This window comes from Cupriavidus sp. UYPR2.512, from assembly GCF_000379565.1.
Taxonomy (GTDB): domain Bacteria; phylum Pseudomonadota; class Gammaproteobacteria; order Burkholderiales; family Burkholderiaceae; genus Cupriavidus.
The window spans coordinates 24,931-46,652 of the sequence record NZ_KB903155.1; the positions used below are offsets into that span (position 1 = coordinate 24,931).

Below are 21,722 nucleotides of genomic sequence, written 5' to 3' on the forward strand. Positions count from 1 at the left end.
AGCCCCGGCAGGCGCGCCAGCCAGCGGCGGCGCGGCTGGTTGATGTTCACGTGGGTTCTCCCCGCTTGCGCCGGTTGGCGCGCGCGCGCAACGAGACGAACAGCAAGGCCGCCAGCAGCAGCGCGGCGCCGCCGATCATCGGCACCATGGTCAGCGACCGCCGTGACAGCCACCACTGCGCATAGGTCCACGGCGGCAGCTTGCCCACATGGTAGTTCTGCTGCGCCGCCAGGCTTTCGACCTCCTTGCTGTGTACCAGCGCCAGGCTGCCTTGCACGCGCTTCACCTGCTCGGGATCGAGCAGCACCTCGGTCATCGCCTGCAGGCCCTGGGGCGCATTGCTGGCCAGCGCCACCACGCTGCGCCCGGACGCCAGCGGCGACTCGAAGCCGCTGAGCACGGCGTCCGTGCTGGCGCTGGTGAGCGACAGGCGCGTCTCCACGGGACGGTTGCGCGTGCCGTCGGCGCCGTTCCACCAGCCCATCACGGTGGAGACGATGTCGGTTAGCGCAAAGTGTTTTTCATTGCCCGCCAGCGAGACCGGCATGCGCTCGGCCCACTGGCTGAACAGCGGCTGGTTCTGCGTGGTGCCGATCACCAGCAGGTCGCGCGCGGCCATCTTCCCGACCTGGGCCGCGCCGGCCACCGCCACGCCGGTGGCCGGGTAGCCGGTGGATTCGCCCATGCGGCCCATCAGCGTGAGATAGGCGGAGTAGTCCTCGGCGCCGGGCTTGTCCGGAAGGATCACCGCGGTCTCGGCAAGGTCGGCCAGGCGCGTGAAGGGGAAGCCACTGTTGCCGAACACCGCCAGGTCCGGCAGCGCGATAAAGTGCGGCAGGCCAGAGACGTCGATGGTGGAGTCGGGATCGATAGCGCCCTTGACGTTGTCGATCAGCACGTCCTTGCAGGCGCCCTGTTTGAGATAGTCGTAGTAGAAATGGAACTGCAGCTGCGACTGCGCGGGCAGCATGAACAGTGGCAGCTCGATGCGCTCATCCACCGGCACCGACCCGTCCGGCAACACCCTGGCCAGCAGCTGGCTGGCGCGGCCGTCCGGGTTCTTGACCGAACGCAGGGCGTAGGCGCGCAGGAACTGCTGGTTGACGTTGATGTTGAGCGTGGACTTGTCCACCACGGGGCGCGGCGTGTAGCGGTACTTCAGGTCGATCGGGATACCCTTGCTGCGCCAGCCGAACAAGTCCGGCGGCAGGCGGAAGTTCACGCGCACCAGGTCGGGGTTGTAGCCGGAGACGTTGAGGTCGCGCACCTCGACGAGTTCGCCGAAGCGCACCGGGCGGTCGCTGCGGATCCAGTTGGGCGCGTCGTAGGGCACGCGTGGCGCGCCCTCGTCGAGCTTGTTGATGGTGGCGCTCTGGCCGGAGAGAGCGCGCGCGCCCAGCGTGAGTGCGCGCGCGGCGGTCTTGAGCTCGGCGCTGTCGCGGCCCATCACCAGCAGCAACTTGGCGTTAGCATTGCCGGGATTCGGCACCACCGCGAGCGCCGGGCCGTTGATGGCCGGCACCGCCACGCCGGCCGGCTTTTCGTCGTTGGTGACAAACACCACCGCGTTGCCGCCGGCGGGCACCTGGTCGAGGGAGGCGGCAAACGACGCCCCGCGGTAGCCGGCCAGCGCGCCGAACCACGACGACACCGCACCGGCGGCTTCCAGCGTGGCGGCCGAGGGCTGGCCCGCGAACACGAAGGGCAGCCTGAGGCGGCCCACGTCGCGGCGGTCGAAGAATGGCAGCGGCAGCAGCGAGAGTTCATTGGCCAGGGCCACCGGCGCGAGCGTCAGCTCCAGCACGCTGCTGTTGCCCACGGTGGCCCACAGGCTGGAGTGGAAGGGGTCCTCGCACTCAGTGGTGTAGTGGCCGATCAGCTGCAGGTTGAGCCGGTTGAACTCGGTGATCAGGCGCGGCTCGATGGTGAGGTCGCGCTCCAGGCTGGTGCCCGCGGTTTCCCTGGGCACCGGCACGGTGGCAGCGACCTCGCCGTTGACCATGACGTTGATGTGCGAGAGCGACGGGATCAGCGCGGGCGAGTATGTATAGCGCAGCTTGAGCCTGGCCGCGGTAACCACTTCGTCGGCCCGGATCGAAAACGGCACGCCGTTGATGGCGTCCACCCCGCGCAACTGGAACGGGGCGTCGGCGCCGAGCTGCTTGAGCGGGATTTGCACGGTGCGGCTGCCGCTGCGCGGCGCGGCGGGTGCGGGACCGGCAGCCGCCTGCGCGGCAACCGTGTCGCGCAAGATATCCGGCTGAGCGGGGCGCTGTGCGCCGGCGGGGTGCACCGCCAGCATGGCGAGTGCGAACAGGGTGCCCATGCGGGTGAGTGCGGGCAGGCGCGGTGTATGGTTCAAACGCATTCTCTTCTTGTGCCAGTGGTCCGTTGCGTGTGGTGCTTGGCGCGCCGCCGCCCGACGGGAGGCTGCGCGTGAACGGCTCTGGCTGGTCAATTGGCGGAAGCGCCGGGCTCGGGCCGGCGCAGCAGCCGGCGCATCTCGCGGCTCAGGTGGAACATCACGTTATGGAAGCCGAGCAGGCCGATGCGCAGGATCTGGCCGGCCGCCATGCCGGGCGCGTCCGGGCGCTTGCGGCCCCACGAATCGATCCAGGCGTCGGCGCGGGCGAAGGTGCACTGGATAAAGGCCATCTCCTCGCGCGGGCTCATTTCCTCCAGCACCAGTCCGGTGTGCGACTCGCCCTGGAACACCACCCTGGCGGGAAACATGTGCTCGTCGTGTTGCAGGTACAGCGAGATCCGCACTGGCTCGCCCACCCGGGCCTCGACGCCATGCGGCAGCCGGATGCCGATGCCGCCTTCGGCAAAGTCCATGGTTTCGCAGACCACGGCGCGGCCGTCGCCGAAGTGCAATGTGGCCGGCACCTTCATCGCCACGCGGTGCGCCTCGCGGATCTGGCGCGTCTCGCTGGCCGCGGCAATGGACGCGCCCAGGATGATGAGGTTGTAGAAGGTCCAGGTCAGGTTGAGCACCACCGTGGTGGCCTCCTGGTGCCACAGGAACAGCCGCAGCAGGCCCACCACCACGCCCAGCAGGTTGAACAGCAGCAGCACCAGGTAGGGGCGCGAGATGACCCAGTCGAAGTACGCTTCCTCGATCACGCCGCCCTTTGGCGTCACGTTGAACTTGCCGGCCGCCGGGTTGACAAAGGCGACCAGCACCGGGCGCATGATGTACCAGGCCAGCACTGATTCGTAGACCTCGTTCCAGAAGGAATGGCGGAACTTGCCCTGGATGCGCGAGTTGGTCATGTTCGCGTGCAGCATGTGCGGCAGCGCAAAGATGGAGATGGTCAGCGCCGAGGCCTGGATCACGTGTGCGCCGAACAGCAGGTAGGCCAGCGGTGCGGTCAGGAACACCAGCCGCGGCAGCCCGTAGAAGAAGTGCAGCATGGCGTTGAGGTAGCACAGCCGCTGCGGCAGCGACAGGCCCGGGCCGAGCAGCGGGTTGTCCACCCGGCAGATCTGCGCCATGCCGCGCGCCCAGCGGATGCGCTGGCCCACGTGGCCGGACAGGCTTTCGGTGGCCAGCCCCGCCGCCTGCGGAATCGCCAGGTAGGCCGTGCCATAGCCCTTGCGGTGCAGCTTGAGCGCGGTATGGGCGTCCTCGGTCACGGTCTCCACCGCAATGCCGCCCACTTCGAGCAGCGGCTCGCGGCGGATGATGGCGCACGAGCCGCAGAAGAAGGTGGCGTCCCACAGGTCGTTGCCGTCCTGCACCAGGCCGTAGAACAGCTCGCCCTCGTTGGGCACGTCCTGGAAAGTGCGCAGGTTCTTCTCGAACGGATCGGGCGAGAAGAAATAGTGCGGCGTCTGCAGCATGGCCAGCTTGTGGTCCTTGATGAACCAGCCCATGCAGATCTGCAGGAAGGAGCGCGTGGGAATGTGGTCGCAGTCGAAGATCGCCACGTACTCGCCGTGGGTGTTCTTGAGCGCCTCGTTGATGTTGCCGGCCTTGGCGTGGCGGTTGTGGTTGCGCGTCACGTGGGTGACGCCCACCTTCTCGCAGAATGCGCGGAACTCCTCGCGGCGGCCATCGTCGAGCACGTAGACGTTGATCTTGTCGCGCGGCCAGTCCATCGACATGGCGGCGAACACCGTGGGCTTCACCACCGACAGCGGCTCGTTGTAGGTGGGGATGAAGATGTCGACGGTGGGCCAGGTGGCGCTGTCGGCGGGCATCGGCACCGGGCGGCGCTTCAGCGGCCAGGCCGTCTGGAAGTAGCCGAGCAGGAGAACCACGAAGGCATACAGCTCGGCCAGCACCAGGCCGATGCCGAACGCCGCGTCGACCCAGTTGCCCAGGCCGATCGTCTCCGTCAGCCGCCAGTACATATAGCGGCTGGACACCGCAACCGACAGCACCACCATCATCAGGGTGGCGAGATGACCCTTGACCCGGTTCAGCCACAAGGCCAGCACGATGCAGGCCGTGACAAAGCCGACCTGCTGCCAGAATTCCAGCGGCACCGTGACCACCAGCGCAAACATGCACAGCGCCAGCACCAGCGCCAGGGTGCGTACCGGCCTGCTGCTCCACAGCGGCAGTTCCACGAAGCCATTGCCGAACCGCTGCAAGGCCGCCGACAACGCGTTGGGGGAGCGCATGGACTGGTCTGGCTTCACGCGGCTTCTCCATGGGCCGCCATGGCGCGGCGCAGCCACGCGGCGCAGCGCTGCAGGTCGTGCGTGGCCTGGCTATGGGGGTTGTACTCGAGCACGCTGCGGTCGTAGGCAAGCGCCTCGGCCACGGCCTGGTCCTGGTGGATCACCCCCAGCACGCGCTCGCCGAGCTGGGCGCGCAGCACTTGCACCACGTCCTTGCCGAGCTGGCGGCTCACGTCCACCTGGTTGATGACCAGCACGTGGCCAAGGTAATCGGGACGCCCTTCGCAATAGGTGCGGATCAGGTCTTCCATCAGGGGCATGGTGGCGTACGAGGCGGCGTCCGGCAGCGAGACCATCACGCAAAGCTGCGCGCACGACAGCGCCTGCCGCATATAGGGCGAAGGGCCCGGCGGCGTATCGATGACCACCACGTCGTCGCGCCCCAGGCCCAGCGTGCCGAGCTGCGTGCGCAGCCAGCCAGGATGAGTGACCAGATGGGCCTCGAAGGCGGAGCGGTCCCCTTCGTTGAGCGAGCCGAACGGCATCAGCACCACGCGCGAGCGGCCGCGGTACATGCTCTGCTGCCAGGCCTCGCCTGCCAGCGTGGCGCGCGCGTGGCCCGACACCTCGTGCGGCGGCATGCCGAAATGCAGGCGCAATGCATTCTGCGGGTCAAGATCGACCGCGAGGACATGCTCGCCGGCCATGGCCAGGGCTTCGGCGAGGTTGGCCGACAGCGTGGTCTTGCCCACACCGCCCTTGGCCGAGACGACTGCAATGATTTTCACGAGCGATTCAGCCGATCGAGGAAGGAACGGCGGGCGGGCACCCGCTCGCTGGCCGGAGCCGGCTGCGGGCGGCCTTCGAGCCGCGCGAATACGCGCGACAGTTGGGTGCCGGCCGCGACCGGCTGGGTAGGCTGGACCGGGCTTGCCCGCTCCGGCTCGGCGGGCTCGGGTGTGGGCGTCCAGATGGCGGCGGGGCAGGAGGATGCTGCAGGCTCGGCAGCAGGAGTGAGACCGGATGCGTGGCCAGATGAGGGACCTGAAGCGGGCGGCACCGCCGGGACAGCCTGGGCCAGCGCCTGCGGCGCCGGCGGCATGCCTTCGGGCGTGCGAAAGCGCGGCGCCATCGCGGGCGCCTCGACCGGGATTGCCATCGGCCTTACCGCGGCCGTCATGGCCGGCGACGCTACGGGCGCAACGGGTGCCCCCGCAGGCTGTCCAGTGGGATGCACCGGCGGCACGAGGCCGGCGCCGTCCGCCCGCACCGCCGACAGCAGCGGCCAACGCTCGCGCGCTTGCGCCGCGGCGTCCTCGCGCACGATCTCTTTATAGGCTTCCGGCTTGCCGCCAAAGCGCTGGAACAGCTGGGACAGGTCGTCTAACTGGCTCATGGTTCTGACTCACGGAGAGGAGTGCTGTTGCTGGGGAGGCCGGCCAGGCAGGGCGGGCCCGCGTCGCCTCAACGGCCAAACCGGAATTCCAGGCACCCGGCAGCATCGATCGGCGTACTTTGGCTGACCTTCAGGGTGTCGGACGAACCCAGCATGCGAAACCAGTGCTGGTAGGCCCCTTCCAGGAATGCCGGCGACCAGCTGCCGGATGACTCGCCAAGCGCCGCCTGCAGCGGCGCGCAGTAATGCCGGATCACCAGCGCGCCGCCAGCATCCTCGATGCTGGCCCATCCCCAGTCCACGTCCAGCCAGATCTGCGCAAGCGCCCGCTCGAGTTCGGCCAGCGTGGCACAGTTGCCCGGATCAAACCGCTGGGCAAACCGCACGCCAACGCGCCACATGAGGGCGCGCAGGCTGGGCGGGTCCATCACCCCCGAGAGTTCCTCGGCCAAAGCCGTCAGCACGTCACGCCATTGCGAGGAACAGTGGCGCTCGGTCAGATATTGCAAGATCGCTTGATTCATCCCTAAAAAATCCTGTCTCATAAATACCTGGCGCAGCCGCGCCCGTGCTAAGGCGCGCAAGCCCAATTGGCGGCTCCGGCGTCCGCAAATCCGCATTGCGCGGACCCCAATCGGCGAGCCTGACAGCTTCCATCCGCGGTGGGAAGCCTCCCCCTGCTAAAGCGGGGAAACGCAATTTGCGAACATGTGGGAATCCTGATTCGCCACCGGGTCCTTTGTCGCCCCGATATCCGCGAGAAGCATGCGCAATGGTTCAGCGCGACTTTTGCGTCATTGACGTTGACGCGATGATGGCAATCAGGGGAACAGCGTGAACCGGAGCCGCCAGCAGGCGCAAGCACAGCTTTCAATTGATTGACGGGAAATAAGACCGAAGAAGGGCGTTCAAAAAATCTAAAGATGCTAAGCAGCAGTGCATCGTGAAGGGGCGCGAGTACTTCGAAGAAATGGGGAGCGGTACTTCGCGCCCCTGATTTCTATGCAGTGGTACCAACCTGCCTCAGATTCGGCCCACTACCAGCAAGTTGACAGCGCCGGCTTTCTAGCCATCCTTGCAACCACGCCTCCTCCTCACCTGGCGTCGGCCAGGTGAGGCAGGCAGCGATGATGCAGCTTACTGTTACGGAGCAACCACGAACACATCTGTGCGATTCGCCGTATTGCCTGAGTTCGCCTGGACAAAGAAGGGCACAAAGGCATTTCCCATTGTCGCCAACCCTTCATAGTCGCCGACAAAGAAGCCCGATGCCGCGGGTGCCGTCTTCATATCGAAGGGACCGGCCAGATGCACTTCGCCGCCGAACGAAAGGCCCCCGTTGCCCGAGGTGGTGAGCCAGTAGTCCGTCGGCAGCGTGGTGGTGTTGCCGGTGGCCAGGCTGCGGAAATCGTAGTAGGTCACAGCAACGATCCCGGCAGAATTGACTCGCACGGACGGCGTGAATGCGGGACGTCCGGTAGGCGTATTGACGCGAATCGGAGTGCTCCAGGTCTGGCCGCCGTCGCGTGATGTCGACATGGCGATCTCATCGTACAGCCCGCCATTGAAGCGCGAATCCTGCCACACCACATAGAGTTGCCCGGTTGCCGGGTCGATGGCGGGCTCGGGAATGATGTCCCCGGTGCGCACTGCTTCGCCGGTATTGGGATCCGTCACCCCCACCGTGCGCATGTCGGCGATGACATCAGGCTTGGTCCAGCTGGCGCCATCGTCGGTCGACATGACGAACGCGAGCTTGGACGCGGTGATATTGAAGGGCGGCCTGATGAGGTTGAAGAAGTTGTAGAGCGTGCCGTTCTGCGAGTTGACCACGATCTGGTTTCCAATAGTCTGCTGCCGCGATGGGGTGTTCACGATCACTTTCGGCGGGCTCCAGGTCAGGCCGCCGTCGACAGTCTTGGAGAACAGCGCGGGTCCGCGGAAGGCGGCCGTGTGCAAATTGGCATACGGATTGGCATTCGGCTGCTCGAGACGGTCCCATACGGCGTAGGCAACGCCAGGGGTGACCGGATTGGCCGTCACCGATTCCTTGTCGTTGAAGAACTGCGAAGAGGGTTCGTTATCCGCAATGATGGCACTTAGGTTTTGCCAACTCTTGCCGCCATCGCGCGAGACCGCGGCGCCGACCGCATTGCTGTTATTGGAGCGGTTGAACGAAATCGAGATCGCATAGGCGGTGCCGTCGGGCCCGATCGACACCCACGGGTCGGAGGCGCGCTCGTAACCGAGCCCGCCGGCGCAGGCACTGAACGGCAGGACCGTCTGCGTCCAGGTCTTGCCGCCATCGAAGGAGGAACCGGCAACCAGACCACGTGCGCCGCCATCCGACCAGCGGTCCTGCTGCCACACGCCAATGAAATTGGTGGGGTTGGCGGGATTGATGGCCAGATAAGGTTCGACCTCTGCATTCAAATAATTTATGCCGGTGCCGCCGCCAACGGTGCATCCGGCAAATGGGCTGGGGCCGGAAACCAGCGTGGCCGCCTGGGTGGGTGGGCTGACCGTCAAGGCTGCGCAGAGCGCGGTTCCGGCTAGCAACGGGATAAGCTTGTTATTGCAAGGCATGAGGACCTCCTCCAATTGCAGACGGCTCGCCTCAGCTTAGGCAACTTGTCTCGTTGGCAAGATGACGAATTGTTAATTCTGTATGAGACCTCGCTTCTTAACCTCCGGCTTACAAGCGGTGCTTTCCTGATCCATGTTTCGGCTGGGGCCGGGCGATGGCATGGGATGGAGCAGGTGCCGCCCGCGCGGCCCGGCGTTCATGCAATGCAGTTTGCCGCCGCGGCGCTGTCCCTGGGGGGCGACGCTGGGTTATGCCGGTCGCAGCGGCTTGCGCTGCACTGTGCGGTTCGAAGCAAAGCGTGCCTCATGGCTTGTGTTTGCCGCTCGAACAGCCAGCGGTGCCTCCGGCGAGAGCGTCAAAAAGGACAAGAGCGCAACTCACGGCGACGTTGACCGTAATATGGCCGTGCAGCGCCCAAGGCGCTTCGGCAGCGGCCACGCGTAGCCACCCTGCGTCGGCCCCAAAGAGCCAGCCCTGACCTGCGGAGGAGAGGGGCGGTGCAATCAGAACCGCCTTCTTGCTCAAGTAAGCACAACTTCGAGTCAGGTTCGCCGATAGAGAGCACCTCACCGGCCCGATTCGCTGTCAAATTTTATTGAACATTTTGTCAATTTGAATCGAGATTGTATAGCGGTGTTATCCAAGCAAGAATGTTAGGCTGACCGCGATGGGGACCAGCCCACGTCCGAGGAAGCTTCCGCTTCCTTCTGTCGCACCGTCGTCGGCGATGCACTGCAGTCTTCATCGCCGGTACCGACATTCGCGATTCCGGCACGCCGCAGCCAGGGTGCTGGGCTGCGGCAGCCCTGCCGGCATCGCGTGACGCCAGCCCGACATAAGCTACGATTATTCACAGACGGCTCGTGCCTCGAAACAGCCCATGGAGACAAACAATGCAGACGCCTGACCAACCCCAAGGCATCGACTTCCCGCTTGAGGGCGTGCGTGTACTCGACCTGTCGCGTGTGTTTGCGGGACCCCTGTGTGGCCAGGTCCTGGCCGATTTCGGCGCAGAGGTGGTCAAGGTGGAACACCCCGGCCGCGGCGACGACACGCGCGACTGGGGCATGCGCATCGGCAAGACCGAGACCACCTACTACAACAGCATGAACCGCAACAAGCGGTCCATCACGCTGGATCTGCAGAGCAAGGAAGGCGTGCAGATTGTCTACGATCTGCTGCCGCAGTTCGACGTGGTCATCCACAATTTCAAGACCGGCGGGGCCGAGAAGCTGGGCCTCGGCTACGAACAGCTCAAGGCCATCAAGCCCGAGCTGATCTACTGCGCGGTTTCCGGCTACAACAGCAGCGGCCCCGAGGCCAAGCGTCCCGGCTACGACCTGGTGATCCAGGGAGAGGCCGGGCTTATGGCGCTCAACGGCGAAGCCGACACGCCGCCGCTGAAGTTCGGCGTGGCCGTGGTGGACCTGATGACCGGCATGTATGCCGCGCAGGCGGTGCTGGCGGCCTTGTTCCGCCGCGAGCGCAAGGGCAAGGGCCAGCTGATCGAGATGGCACTGTACGACTGCGGGCTGATGGTTACCGGCTATTACGGCCTGGACGCCATGCTGCTCGGGCGCGACCCCGCACGCTATGGCAATGCCCATCCGTCCATCGTGCCCTATGGCATGTTCGAGTCCGCCGATGGCCCGCTGATCATCGCCGTGGGCAACAACAGCCAGTTCGACAAGTTCTGCCGCCAGGTCATCGAGCGTCCTGACATCGTCGAGGACCCGCGCTATGCCACCAATGTGGAGCGCGCCAGGAACCGCGAGACCTTGACCCCGCTGATCACGGGCCTGATCCGCGGTTTTGCGCGCGACCTGCTGCTGGAGCGCATGACGGCCTGCGGTATTCCCTGCGGCAAGGTGGCGGGACTGCACGAGGCATTGACCAGTGAGCGGACCCGCGAGGGCGGCCTGCTGCGCGAGATGCCTCATCCCGTGGCAGGCAGCACGCACGTGTTCGCGCCCCCTTACCGCCTGGATGGCCAGCGCCTGCCGATCCGCAACGCGCCGCCGACGCTGGGCGAGGGCACGCGGGCGGTACTGCAAAGCCTGCTGCAGATGAGCGATGACCAGCTGCAGGCACTGCAGGCCCGCGGCGTACTGACGCTGCCCGAGGCACCACAGAAGGCCTGAGCATTCGCGCCGCGCGGATGCTCATGGACGTCCGCGCAGCCCTGCCCGGCAAGGGGGGCTTGGGTTCCCTTGCACTGATTCAACTGGAACAACAATCGTGCGTACTCGAAATTTCACCCGTATGGTCCACTCCCGGCGCCGTGCCATCCTGGCGCTGGCCGCGGTGCCGCTGCTGGTCGGCAGCGCCTTCGCGCAATCCTGGCCGAGCAAGCCGATCAAGCTCGTGGTGCCGTTCCCGCCGGGCGGGCCCACGGATACGGCGTCGCGCATCGTCGGCCAGAAGCTGGCCGAGCGCCTCAAGCAACCGGTGGTGGTGGAGAACCGCGCCGGTGCATCGGGTTCCATCGCTGCCGCCCAGGTGGCCAAGAGCGCGCCCGACGGCTACACGCTGATGATGCTGGCCACGCCCACGCTGCTGGCGCCGCACCTGTACAAGAAGGCGGGCTACGACACGACCAGGGACTTCACGCCGGTGGCCACCGTCTATGACCTGCCGATCGTGGTGGTAGTCAACCCGACGTTGCTGCCCAACGTGACGGACCTGCCCAAGCTGATCGCACAGGCCAAGGCACAGCCGGGCAAGCTCAACTACACCAGCTCCGGCGCGGGCAGCTTCGGCCACCTGAGCATGGAACTGCTCAAGCAGATGGGCGGCTTCGAGATGCAGCACGTGCCCTACAAGGGCGGCGTGCCCGCGATCAGCGACACCCTCGGTGGCCAGGTCCCGATTATGTACGCCGACCTTGTCGCCGCGCTGCCGCACATCCAGGCGGGCAAGCTGCGTGCCATCGCGGTCGGCTCGCCGCAGCGCGTGAGCATGCTGCCCGACGTCAAGACCATTGCCGAGCAAGGCTTCAAGGGCTACGACGCCGTTTCCTGGGGCGGCCTGCTGGCGCCGCCGGGAACGCCCAAAGAGGTGGTGGACCGCGTCGCTGGCGAGGTCGGCAAGATCCTGGCTGACAAGGATGTCCAGGACAAGCTGCTGAAGGCCGGTGCCATTGCCAACTTCCAGGCGCCGGCGCAGATGGGCCAGCGCATCCAGCAGGACTATGCCAAGTGGGGCAAGGTGATCCGCGACAAAGGCATCGCGGTCGAGTAAGCGTCTGCAAGCCGGGCACTCTGCAATGGCGAGCCCGGTGTCAGTCGGCGAGGGCGGGTTGGGGCGCAGCCCAGCGTAACCCGCCAGGTATTGTCATCCGCCGTAACCCAGGCCGGGACAAGACGGGGGCGCAAGGTGCCGCTCGAACCAGCCGATCGTGAGTGCCGCGATGTCTTCCAGGGCCCTGGGGTCATCAAATCCGCGGCCGCTGGTCGGGATGAGCCTCAGTTGCCGCGGACAATGCATCTGTTCGAATGCAAGATTGTTGATCTGAATGTCTTTTGGATTGCCGCTGGCACATATCAGCAAGGCAGGGACTTCGAGCTGCTGCAGGGCTGCACTGCCCGCGAGATCCAGCCGCCCCGCAACACAGGCTACAGCGCTGAGTTGCGTCGCGCTGCACGCGGCCGAGCGCAGGGCTGCCGCCGCGGCGGTGCCGGTACTGAGCAAGCCCACAGGCAAGCTTGCGCAGGGCGACCCAGTACGCAGGAAGCTCAAGGTCTGGTCCAATCTTGCCACCAGCTCATCGACGTCCGATTCCGGTGCGTCGTCGACGCGGCTGTCAGGCTGCAGGTCTACGAGCAAGGTGGCGAATCCCTTCGCGCGTAGCTTGCGTCCCAGGTAATGGCTGCGGGCTGCGCGGCGTTGCGCGCCACCGGCATGCACCATTACCGCGACGCCGATCGGGTTCGGCGCCGATTCGAGCATGGCCCGGAGCCGGGTAGTCTGATACGGAATCAGCATCGCCTTGCTCAACGACGGCATGCCCGCCACCGCACTTGGCCGGGCGCGGGTCTGCGGTTGCGCTGGCGGTATTCCTGTCAACTGCCGGACGCGGTCGTCGCTGACCAACTGGAACTCATGATAAAAGTGCGCGAGGTTTTCGATGCGGTCCGGCGTATCCAGGCAGATGACTTCGTCGGCCAGCGCGCGGACCCGGTCCAGCCCGGCTGGGGTAGCGATCGGGAGCGCGCATATGAGCCGGGCAGGGTGCCGCTTGCGCAGGCTTGCGAGGGCCGCATACATCGTTGCGCCGCTCACCAGGCCGTCATCCACGACGATCACCACGCGACCGCCCGGATCCGCTAGCTTGCGAACCGGCGTATACACGGCGCGCTGCCTGCGAAGCTGGTCGAACTGGGCATCACGCTGGCCGCTGGTGCCGCCATTTGCGTTCATAGCGTCCGTGCACCATGTCGCGCCAGAGTCGTCCAGTGCTACGCCAGGAGCGATCCTGCGCGCCATCACCAGGTCGAAGTCAGCGCACAGTGCGTCGGCAACAACGCGACCGACCGGCACGCCGCCGCGCGGAATCGCCAGGACCAGGGCACTGGTTCCCCGATACGCGCGCAATGCCCAGGCCAGTTCCGACCCCGCATGCTCACGCGCCTGAAAACGTGTCTGGTAACGGCTCATCGATATATCTGCCAAGGATCTATTGACGGAGTTTCAGGACGGCGGCGCCGGTAAGCCGGCCCTCGCGCAGGTCGGCCAGTGCTTCGTTGGCCTGCTCCAACGGATACGCGGTGGTATGCGTATGCAGAGGGGTCCGGGCGGCGATATCCATCAGCGCGATGCCGTCGGCACGCGTGAGGTTGGCTACGGAACAGAGGCGCCTTTCTTCCCAAAGCAACTGGTAAGGCATGCTTGGTATATCGCTCATATGAATTCCGCCACAGACCACGATGCCGCCCTTGTCCACGGCGCGCAGCGCTTTGGGAACCAGCGCGCCCACCGGGGCGAAAATCAGCGCGGCGTCCAGCGGCACGGGAGACTGGAGCTCGCTCGAGCCGGCCCAGCACGCGCCGGATTGGTATGCGAGTTGCTGCGCGCCTGCGTCGCCCGCACGGGTGAAGGCGTAGACTTCGCGGCCTTGTGCCACCGCGATCTGCGTCACCAGGTGGGCGGCGGCGCCGAAGCCATAGATGCCGATGCGGCGTGCATGGCTGGCTACACCCGCCATGCGCAGCGTCCGGTAGCCGATCAGGCCGGCGCAGAGTAGTGGTGCGGCGTGTTCGTCATCGTAGCCGGGCGGAATCCGGAAGCAATAGCAGCTGTCTGCAACAACGTACTCCGCATAGCCGCCGTCGCGGGTATAGCCAGTGAATATCGGTGCGTCGCAAAGATTCTCGTGATGACGCAGGCAGTAGCGACAACGGCCGCAGGTATGTCCGAGCCAGGGCACACCCACGCGGTCTCCCGGCTTGAAGGCGGTGACACCGGCGCCGCACGAATCCACCTGTCCGACGATTTCATGCCCCGGAATGAGCATCGGCTTAGGATGGCGCAGGTCGCCATCGGCGATATGCAGGTCGGTCCGGCACACCCCGCAAGCTCCCACGGCGATGCGAAGTTCGCCGGCCCCTGGGTCGGGAACCGGCAAGTTGTGAAGGCGCAGCGGCCGGCCTGCGCCCTCGAAGATCATCGCACGCATGGTTTGGTGGCGCATGGCGTGGCACTCCTTCGCCGCCTGTGGCGCCGTGGCGCGCCTAACCTTCGACCTCGCTGCGGACCAGGAGTACGGGCTTGCTGGTCTTGGCAAGCACGCCTTCCGACACGCTGCCCATCAGCAGGCGCCGGACGCCGCGGCGGCCGTGGGTGCCAAGCACGATCAGGTCAGCATTCCACGCATCGGCCTCGGTGACAATGGTCAACGAGATCCGGCCGGGCGCCACCGGCTTTTCATCCAGTTTTACCGAATTGCGCACGCCTGCTTCGCTGAGCCTGGCCGAGGCGGCATCCAGTGCCTTGCGCCCGTGCGCGGTGATGTTGTCGACCAGTTCCTTGGGGTTGAAGTAACTGGCCTCGAAAAACACGTCGCTGTCGTCGACCACGAACAACGCCTTGACCTCGGCCCCGGTTGCCTTGGCGATGATGATGGCCTGGCTCAGTGCCAGGTCGGAAGAACGGCTGCCATCGACGGCGAGCAGGATGCGCTGGTACATGATGGATCTCCTGAAGGGCAAGGGTGCACTCGATGTTGCGATTCGCTGCATTCAGCGTAGGCGCCGGCCTCGATACGCGCTTGATTTACGTCAACCCGAAGGGGCAGGCGTGGCGAGTAATTGACCGCAAACAGAAGTGATGACCGAATGGCTTGACGGCTCCGCCCATTGCTCGCAGTAGCCTCCAACGCACATCAGGGCGATAAGTGAGCCCTGTCGCCGCAGGCCTGGCCCGTTGATCCGGGTCAAGCGCCGGTCAGCCTAGCTGCCTAGACTGGTGTGTAGTCGAGCGAGAGGGCGATCATGGCTTACGACAGCATCCTGGTTCATCTGGACAGCAATCCGCAGGCACGGCAGCGGCTCGAAGTGGCGGGGCGCATTGCGGCGGCCAGCCAGTGCCGGCTGATCGGCATGTACGCCGGTTTCATTCCCGATCCTGCCTGGTTCTACCTCATGGACGGCGCGCAGCAATATGTTGCGGACGATCTGGCCCGGCGCAAGCAGGTCAGGGAGGACGTCCGGGCGCAGTTTCTGGCTGCAACCCAGGCCATGCCAGTGCGCGCGGAGTGGCGCGCTGCGGAGCTGGGGGCCGTGGCATCAGTGCTGCGCGAGGCCCGCGAGGCAGGCCTGGTCGTTGCCGGCCAGTACGATCCCGGCAATACCGAAGGTCCGGTGGCCCGGCAGCTGCTGGAATCGCTGCTGCTGGAGACCGGCCGACCGACGCTCGTCGTGCCGTGCACGGGCACGTTTCCAACGCTGGGTACGCGCGTTATCGTGGCGTGGAATGGCAGCCGCGAGGCGGCGCGGGCGCTTCACGATGCCGTGCCGCTGATGGCCGGCGCACAGGCGCGCATTCTTTGCGCACAGACTGCAGCCAAGGAGGCAAGAGCCGACGCCACCCCGGTCGGCCACGCCGCGCGCGTGCTGGAGCGCCACGGCGTCGCCGTGGAAATCGAACACGGTCCCGGTGGGGTGGACCTGACCATCGGCGAACTCATCCTTTCGCGCGCGGCGGATTTCAATGCCGACCTGATCGTGATGGGTGCCTACGGACACGGCCGCATGCGGGAACTGGTGCTGGGCGGTGTCACGCATACGCTGCTTGACTCGATGACGGCACCGGTGCTGTTTTCACGATAATGTCAAGTCAAACCAAAGAGTGGAATCACGTCATGGACTTCAGAACCATCCTTGTCGACCTCAGCGAAGATGCTGCACGGTCCGCGCGCATTGAAACGGCAGCACGGCTTGCCGCAAAGTTCGGCGGCAGCGTGGTCGGACTGACGGCAACAGGAACGCACCTGGAGCCGTTTCGTGGAGCGGGCGAAGAAGCGGGGCAATACGCTGTGCTTGCCGCGAGCCATGTGCACAAACTGGCTGCCGCTCACAAGAACGCACTCGACACGCTGACCAGGCAAGTGTCGCCGGCCATTCCCACCCGACACATCGTGGTCGACGCCGAGGCTGGCTGGGCGCTTGCCGACGAGGGCCGCTTTGCCGATCTCATCCTGCCCGCAGCGCCCTCGGCGCAGGCCGATGTGCCGGCTCTGCTGGCTGGGGTCGCGGAGTACGCGATGCTCAATGCAGGCCGGCCCATCCTGCTGGTGCCGGGCGCGGCCGGCCCGCGACTTGGTGGCCATGTCGCCATCGCATGGAACGGCGGCCGGGAGGCTGCGCGTGCGGTAGCAGACGCACTGCCGTGGCTTGTGCATGCCAGCGCCGTTACCGTCCTGGTGGTCAGCGCTGGCAAGCATAGCGCTGCCGGTGAGAAAGAGGCCTATCGTGACAGCGCGGATCGGCTGACAGCATGGCTGCTCAGCCATGGCATCCACGCCAATCTGCTGCTCGGAGAGGGCGATCCCGACCACGTGCTGCCACAACTTGCGGCCAAGGTTCAGGCCGGCCTGCTGGTCGCCGGCGGCTATGGCCGCTCCCGGCTGAGTGAGCTTGTGCTGGGTGGCACCACCCGCGCCCTGCTGCGCCAGTCAGGCTTGCCAGTCTTCATGTCGCACTGAGGCGAACCCTCCTGGTACCTCAAGCCACGTGCCGCCCCGGCATCATGCCCCCATATTCTCCTTCCCCATAAACTCCGCCGTGTGCTCCGGCAGATAGGCGCGGCGGCGATAGGGGAAATTCCGGTTCGGCGCGGGCAGGTTATGTCCTCAGGGGGCTTTGGGACGCGTCGGATAACAGGGCAGTGAGCGCGCGTGAGCAATCAGAACCCATCTTGGGTACCGTACTCCAGCTCCAGTTTGAAAACGGATCCGCTCATGGAAAATCGGCAGTTTCATGTCCAAAGCTGCCGTTCCCAGGCCGAATCTGATTAAGACGGCTTCGTGTATTAAAGCGGTCATCCACGGCTAGGCGGCGCAGGCGATGAACGCTGGCGCGCTTGTGAATCTGGGCCTTGGCCCTTTTTGAATGCACGCTGAATCGTGGCATCGGAGGTAGGCCAGCCCAAACAGGCGCGCGGCAACTGTTGACTTCTGCGTATCCTGCCACACAGATTTCATCAGTGATGAATGCCTGTTGTCGATCTTCGGGTATACAAATAAAAGAGGCCACACAGGAGGATGACACCATGTCAGCACCAAATATTCATGTATTCCACGACCGAGTTGGCTGGGCTTTATTCGTTGAAGGAAAGCGGGAGCCTATTAGCCACTATCCAGGCCAGCGCCAAGCGGTTGCCGCCGCCACGGCCAAGGCGAAGCGGGAACACGCTGAACTCTTGATACACCGACGGGGCGAACGGATAGGCTCATGGGACAGCTACGCTCACGACTTGCCGCAAACCGACTAACCATGAACGGAGCTGCTTGCGCACGTTAACACATCGACGTGCGGATGATGGAGATCACCGCACCCTTCAGAGACGTGGCAAGCCTCCTTTGAAGGCGCGCTGTGACTCGAGTGGCATCCTGTTGGTCCGATCTGACGCGCCAAGCCAGATGACCGCTTCTGGCCGAACTCGGAAGTCCGTCGTGGGCCGGTGATCCGTTGGCCCTCTTGCGCCGCGGAACTTCCGCAATCGACCAGACCCACAGGCGAACTTCGTTCCGGCTCGCCAGAGGGCCGGAAAGCCGGCATACAAGGGGTTAGGCGGCTGCCTGCCTGCGCGGTGATTGTCGTGCGCGCGATCGAGCCGCGATCCCGCCCCGCTTAATGGCGGCTTCCAAGGTAAATGAGACATATGTGCTTCGATGCCAGTCGGCATCGTCGAAATAGACCGCTAATTCTCTCCTTATAAAGGTAGTGGTAGGCCTCGAAGAGGCCAGTTCGCTCTTCTCCTGTGAGACTTCCTTTTGCCCGGCGATAAGCAGGGAGAGTTGAACAATGGAGCGAGCGGCGGTGTAAGGGTCCCCGTTGCGTTTGGAGGTGGCTGCGATTGTTCGAAGTCGGCTACGCTGCTCTTCCACAGATTTATTCCCGATGGGAGCACGTCCTTCTATGAGCAGTGGTTTGTCAAGTTCCTTTGACCCAAACCGGGGGGCGGCCGGCCGATCCAACTTTTCTGCATGCAGCATGGTCTGAAGCCGTTTGTGCGCGCGTCAGACGTGACGTCCGACCACCTGCTATCCGCCGGCGCTTGGCCGGCCTCATCCTGCATGCGCATTACGCCGGAATCGGTTGGTCAGCCGACTACGCAAGCCCAAACGGTCTGAGTTGAACATGCCCGTGCACGTCCTGGGTTGCTGAGGGCAACCGATTTATCTAGATGGGGCATGTCCCTGGGGATGACAGGCACCCACCTGGCGCCGATTGCTGAACTCCCTCCAGAACAATTCGAGCGCGAGGCGCGACGCGCCCACTTCGCCAATCCCCTTCAGGCGCGCTAGGTCATCGCGTCGCTGGCGCGCGGGTGCGGGCAGGCTTGCCTGCCGCGTCTTCTCCAGCGCCGCGAGTTGCTGCTGCGCCAGCGCCAGCCGTTCGCACTCGCGCAGCAGCCGCTCGCGCATTTCGGNCGGCAACGGCGCGCCGTCGTGACACTTCACCTCGTCACGGGCGAGCCGGCCGGCGAAGTGCCTGTGATCCACTTCATCCCAGCAACCGAACGTGGCCAGCAGTTTGCGCATGCGGTCGCGGTGCTGCAGCACTTCCTTCTGCAGTTGCCCGCGATCGCGCATCAGGTGCCGCGACGCTTCGTCCTGCGATGATGGCACGTGCACCACGTGCATGCGGTCGCGCTCGCCGCGTAGCCATGCGCGCAGGTTGATCACCAGCTTGATGACATCGAGCCGGTCGGTCTTCGCGCGCCGCTTGTGGCGTTCAACCGGAATGCTGGCCGGATTGATGACGTAGCACTCGATGCCGCCCGCCTGAAGCGCCCGAGAGATCCAAAACCCGTCCTGGCCGGCCTCGTAGCTTACGACGACGCGCACACCTGCTGGCAGCGACCACTTCTCGTTGTGATGTTCGACCAAGCTCAGAATATGTGCTATGCGGCATATTTTGCACGTCGTTATGGAAAAGGCTGGTTTGGGCGACCCTAAGCCGCCATCTGCTTTTCAGATGGTGGCATCGGGAAACCATGTTTCCGAGTGTACGGACGCATGGCTACGATACTTCTACCAACCCATTCAAAGCGAGAGGAAGTACAAATGGACAGTGCCACCCACCCGTACAGCGTTTTCTGGCAACCCGGCTGCTCGAGCTGTGTGCGCGTCAAGGAGTTTTTGACTCGCCTCGAAATCCCGTTCAAATCGGTCAACGTGCTGTCGGATACCGATGGTCGAAATGAATTGCGCCGGCTCGGCGCGAGGTCGGTTCCAGTGGTCTCGAAAGGGGACCAATACGTCTACGCGCAGTCTATCGAGGACGTGGCACGCTTCGTTGACCGACTCGATGCTGTCATGGACCGGCTGCCACCCGACGTCTTGGTAAAGAAGTGGATGAAGGTACTAACCGTGGCGCTCGCCATCACACCGCAGATGCCGGATGAATTGTTCAACAGCCCCGTATTTCCGGGACGACCGCGCACCTACCGCGACCTCAGCTATCACATCTTCCAGGTCGTAGATGCATTTCTCCAAACGGTACTGGAGGGGCTCGAAGACTGGACAATTGTTGCCAACGTTGACGCACCGGACCGCATCAGTAGCATCGACGACATCCTTCGAGAGGGCACTGAACTCAAGGCAAGGGTGGAAGCATGGTGGGCAAAGCTTGACGATAAGTCCTGCACCCAGGTGCTGAAAATGTTCTACGGCGAACATCCACTGCACCAATTCCTGGAACGCTCCACGTGGCACTCGGCCCAGCATACGCGCCAATTGATTGCCTTGCTCACTGAAAAGGGGATTAAATTGCCAGTGACCCTTTCTGAGGAGGACTACGAAGGCCTGCCAATGCCGCAAGGTCTCTGGGAATAATCCGCTTAACCTCACAAAGCGAACCATTAAATCCCGGCCGCTTCGAGTAAGAGCGGATCGAATCGATTGTCATCAGGATTGCAGCATGACCGCTATCAAACATGCCAAGGTCGCCATCGTCGGATCGGGGCCTGCCGGATACACCGCCGCCCTATATGCGGCGCGAGCGAATCTCAAACCGATGCTCATCGCCGGGCGTGAGCCTGGCGGGCAGTTGACCACGACGACGGACGTGGAGAATTGGCCAGGCGAGGTAAACGGCGTACAAGGTCCCGAGCTCATGCAGCGGTTGCGCGATCACGCTGCACGGTTCGAAACGATGATTGTGGAGGATCACGTCCGCGCAGTGTCGCTCGAGGAAAGACCATTCACGCTTCACGGCGAAGGTGGAACCTACACATGTGACACGCTCATTATCGCGACTGGCGCATCTGCTAAGTGGCTCGGCTTGCCATCGGAAAAGGACTTCATGGGGCGCGGCGTTTCCGGATGCGCCACATGTGACGGATTTTTCTACCAAGGTGAGGACGTCTGCGTGATCGGTGGGGGAAACACCGCAGTCGAGGAAGCACTGCTGCTATCGAGCATTGCCAGTCGGGTCACTCTCGTCCATCGGAAGGACAAGCTCAGGGCCGAGCCGATTCTAGTTGGTCGCCTGATGGACAAAGTGCGAGAGGGTGTCGTTTCCTTGAAGTTGGGAGCCGTCCTTGATGAAGTACTAGGGAGCGAGCACGGAGTCTCCGCGGTGCGCCTCAGCCAACTTGCCGATGGTAAGACTGAAGAGGTATCCGTTAAGGGCTGTTTCATTGCCATCGGTCATTCCCCGAATACCGGCATCTTCGCTGGCAAGTTGGAGATGGACAATGGCTACATCATCACGAGGTCAGGCCTCAATGGCTACGCGACCATGACAAGCATCCCGGGGGTGTTCGCTGCGGGCGACGTTCAGGATCAGGTGTATCGTCAAGCTATTACTAGCGCCGCGACAGGCTGCATGGCTGCCCTCGATGCTCATCGCTACCTCGAGGAATATGCAAACGGCCCGGCGGCTGGAAAGGCAGACGACGATGGACATGCGACAACTGAAGTACTTTCTGAAAGTTGCTGATTTAGGAAGCATATCCAAGGCTAGCGACCAATTGCACGTTGCCCAATCGGCAATCAGCACCCAAATCGCAGCACTGGAGAGCGAACTCCACAACCAACTGTTCCTGCGTCGCTCCACAGGTGTAACGCTGACGGATCCCGGGCGCCTTCTGTATCGCCACGCCCGGCTGATTCAACGTCAGGCGGAGATCGCGCAAGAGGACGTGGCCAACGCTAGTGCCGAACCATGCGGCACAGTTTGCCTTGGCTTACCGTCCGCCATGGCAGAGCTACTTGGCATTGCAATGGCGTTGTTGCATAAATCGAGATTGAAAACAGGGGCTCCTCGGTGANGCTGAACTCAGGCGATACGGACGGATTGCGGGCGAGCGAGCGCGACCATGCGGTTGAGCACGCCCGCACGGATAGCCACTTCGGTGGCCTGCGACCCGATTTCGCGTGCC

General features: G+C 64.3%; 17 protein-coding genes and 2 pseudogenes. 8 read left to right on the plus strand and 11 right to left on the minus strand.

The window, feature by feature from the left end; translation table 11 throughout:
- Positions 1 to 46: 46 nt before the first annotated feature.
- The 6 genes from bcsB to A3A5_RS0126640 all read right to left on the minus strand — a co-directional run bounded on the left by bcsB (position 47) and on the right by A3A5_RS0126640 (position 8,614).
- The gene (bcsB, locus tag A3A5_RS0126615; protein ID WP_026201167.1) at positions 47 to 2,368 is read right to left on the minus strand and encodes a cellulose biosynthesis cyclic di-GMP-binding regulatory protein BcsB; all 2,322 of its coding nucleotides are present in this window, start codon (positions 2,366 to 2,368) and stop codon (positions 47 to 49) included.
- Between the two features lie 86 nt (positions 2,369 to 2,454).
- A complete protein-coding gene (gene bcsA, locus A3A5_RS0126620) occupies positions 2,455 to 4,632 on the minus strand; it encodes a UDP-forming cellulose synthase catalytic subunit (protein WP_369797821.1) in 2,178 nt (725 codons plus the stop codon).
- Between the two features lie 14 nt (positions 4,633 to 4,646).
- Entirely contained in the window at positions 4,647 to 5,420 is a 774-nt protein-coding gene (gene bcsQ / locus A3A5_RS0126625; RefSeq protein WP_018313520.1) for a cellulose biosynthesis protein BcsQ, read from the minus strand.
- Positions 5,417 to 6,028: a cellulose biosynthesis protein BcsP gene (gene bcsP / locus A3A5_RS0126630; protein WP_018313521.1), complete on the minus strand. Its 612-nt coding sequence runs from the start codon at positions 6,026 to 6,028 to the stop codon at positions 5,417 to 5,419. Before bcsP ends, bcsQ begins: the two co-directional genes overlap by 4 nt.
- A 68-nt stretch (positions 6,029 to 6,096) precedes the next feature.
- Positions 6,097 to 6,618 carry a cellulose biosynthesis protein BcsD gene (gene bcsD, locus A3A5_RS0126635; RefSeq protein ID WP_232431471.1) on the minus strand — a complete coding sequence of 174 codons (522 nt, stop codon included), beginning with the start codon at positions 6,616 to 6,618 and terminating at the stop codon, positions 6,097 to 6,099.
- Positions 6,619 to 7,171: 553 nt separating this feature from the next.
- A complete protein-coding gene (locus tag A3A5_RS0126640; protein WP_026201168.1) occupies positions 7,172 to 8,614 on the minus strand; it encodes a sialidase family protein in 1,443 nt (480 codons plus the stop codon).
- An 894-nt stretch (positions 8,615 to 9,508) separates the two neighbouring features.
- Here A3A5_RS0126640 and A3A5_RS0126645 point away from each other — a divergent pair.
- Positions 9,509 to 10,756 carry a CaiB/BaiF CoA-transferase family protein gene (locus A3A5_RS0126645; protein ID WP_018313524.1) on the plus strand — a complete coding sequence of 416 codons (1,248 nt, stop codon included), beginning with the start codon at positions 9,509 to 9,511 and terminating at the stop codon, positions 10,754 to 10,756.
- A 121-nt stretch (positions 10,757 to 10,877) separates the two neighbouring features.
- Positions 10,878 to 11,855: a tripartite tricarboxylate transporter substrate binding protein gene (locus tag A3A5_RS0126650; RefSeq protein WP_018313525.1), complete on the plus strand. Its 978-nt coding sequence runs from the start codon at positions 10,878 to 10,880 to the stop codon at positions 11,853 to 11,855.
- Positions 11,856 to 11,948: 93 nt separating this feature from the next.
- On the opposite strand, the gene A3A5_RS0126655 is transcribed toward A3A5_RS0126650, so the two are convergent.
- Genes A3A5_RS0126655 through A3A5_RS0126665 form a run of 3 tightly spaced genes read right to left on the minus strand, consistent with a single transcriptional unit; the run spans position 11,949 to position 14,800 of the window.
- Complete coding sequence (locus A3A5_RS0126655; RefSeq protein ID WP_018313526.1) at positions 11,949 to 13,271, minus strand: phosphoribosyltransferase family protein; 1,323 nt, start codon at positions 13,269 to 13,271, stop codon at positions 11,949 to 11,951.
- Between the two features lie 19 nt (positions 13,272 to 13,290).
- Positions 13,291 to 14,304 carry a zinc-dependent alcohol dehydrogenase family protein gene (locus A3A5_RS0126660; protein ID WP_018313527.1) on the minus strand — a complete coding sequence of 338 codons (1,014 nt, stop codon included), beginning with the start codon at positions 14,302 to 14,304 and terminating at the stop codon, positions 13,291 to 13,293.
- 40 nt (positions 14,305 to 14,344) lie between these two features.
- The gene (locus A3A5_RS0126665) at positions 14,345 to 14,800 is read right to left on the minus strand and encodes a universal stress protein (protein ID WP_010809284.1); all 456 of its coding nucleotides are present in this window, start codon (positions 14,798 to 14,800) and stop codon (positions 14,345 to 14,347) included.
- Between the two features lie 303 nt (positions 14,801 to 15,103).
- Between A3A5_RS0126665 and A3A5_RS0126670 the strand changes: the two genes are divergently transcribed.
- From A3A5_RS0126670 to A3A5_RS42220, 3 genes are all read left to right on the plus strand, one after another.
- Positions 15,104 to 15,940, plus strand: coding sequence for a universal stress protein (locus tag A3A5_RS0126670; RefSeq protein WP_018313528.1), 837 nt, complete (start codon positions 15,104 to 15,106; stop codon positions 15,938 to 15,940).
- 32 nt (positions 15,941 to 15,972) lie between these two features.
- Complete coding sequence (locus A3A5_RS0126675) at positions 15,973 to 16,815, plus strand: universal stress protein (RefSeq protein ID WP_018313529.1); 843 nt, start codon at positions 15,973 to 15,975, stop codon at positions 16,813 to 16,815.
- 566 nt (positions 16,816 to 17,381) lie between these two features.
- Entirely contained in the window at positions 17,382 to 17,603 is a 222-nt protein-coding gene (locus A3A5_RS42220; protein ID WP_081623998.1) for a DUF2188 domain-containing protein, read from the plus strand.
- 937 nt (positions 17,604 to 18,540) lie between these two features.
- On the opposite strand, the pseudogene A3A5_RS39405 reads toward A3A5_RS42220, so the two are convergent.
- Positions 18,541 to 19,251, minus strand: a pseudogene (locus tag A3A5_RS39405) (transposase); the annotation flags it as partial.
- A gap of 150 nt (positions 19,252 to 19,401) precedes the next feature.
- Here A3A5_RS39405 and A3A5_RS39410 point away from each other — a divergent pair.
- The 3 genes from A3A5_RS39410 to A3A5_RS42225 all read left to right on the plus strand — a co-directional run bounded on the left by A3A5_RS39410 (position 19,402) and on the right by A3A5_RS42225 (position 21,611).
- Positions 19,402 to 20,172: a glutaredoxin domain-containing protein gene (locus A3A5_RS39410; RefSeq protein WP_018313531.1), complete on the plus strand. Its 771-nt coding sequence runs from the start codon at positions 19,402 to 19,404 to the stop codon at positions 20,170 to 20,172.
- Between the two features lie 85 nt (positions 20,173 to 20,257).
- Positions 20,258 to 21,280 (plus strand): thioredoxin-disulfide reductase, encoded by a 1,023-nt coding sequence (trxB, locus tag A3A5_RS39415; RefSeq protein ID WP_018313532.1) that lies wholly within the window; start codon positions 20,258 to 20,260, stop codon positions 21,278 to 21,280.
- The gene (locus tag A3A5_RS42225) at positions 21,246 to 21,611 is read left to right on the plus strand and encodes a LysR family transcriptional regulator (protein WP_157637305.1); all 366 of its coding nucleotides are present in this window, start codon (positions 21,246 to 21,248) and stop codon (positions 21,609 to 21,611) included. The genes trxB and A3A5_RS42225 overlap by 35 nt, the downstream gene beginning before the upstream one ends.
- Before the next feature lie 8 nt (positions 21,612 to 21,619).
- On the opposite strand, the pseudogene A3A5_RS43620 reads toward A3A5_RS42225, so the two are convergent.
- A pseudogene (locus A3A5_RS43620) lies at positions 21,620 to 21,722 on the minus strand (IS5/IS1182 family transposase); the annotation flags it as partial.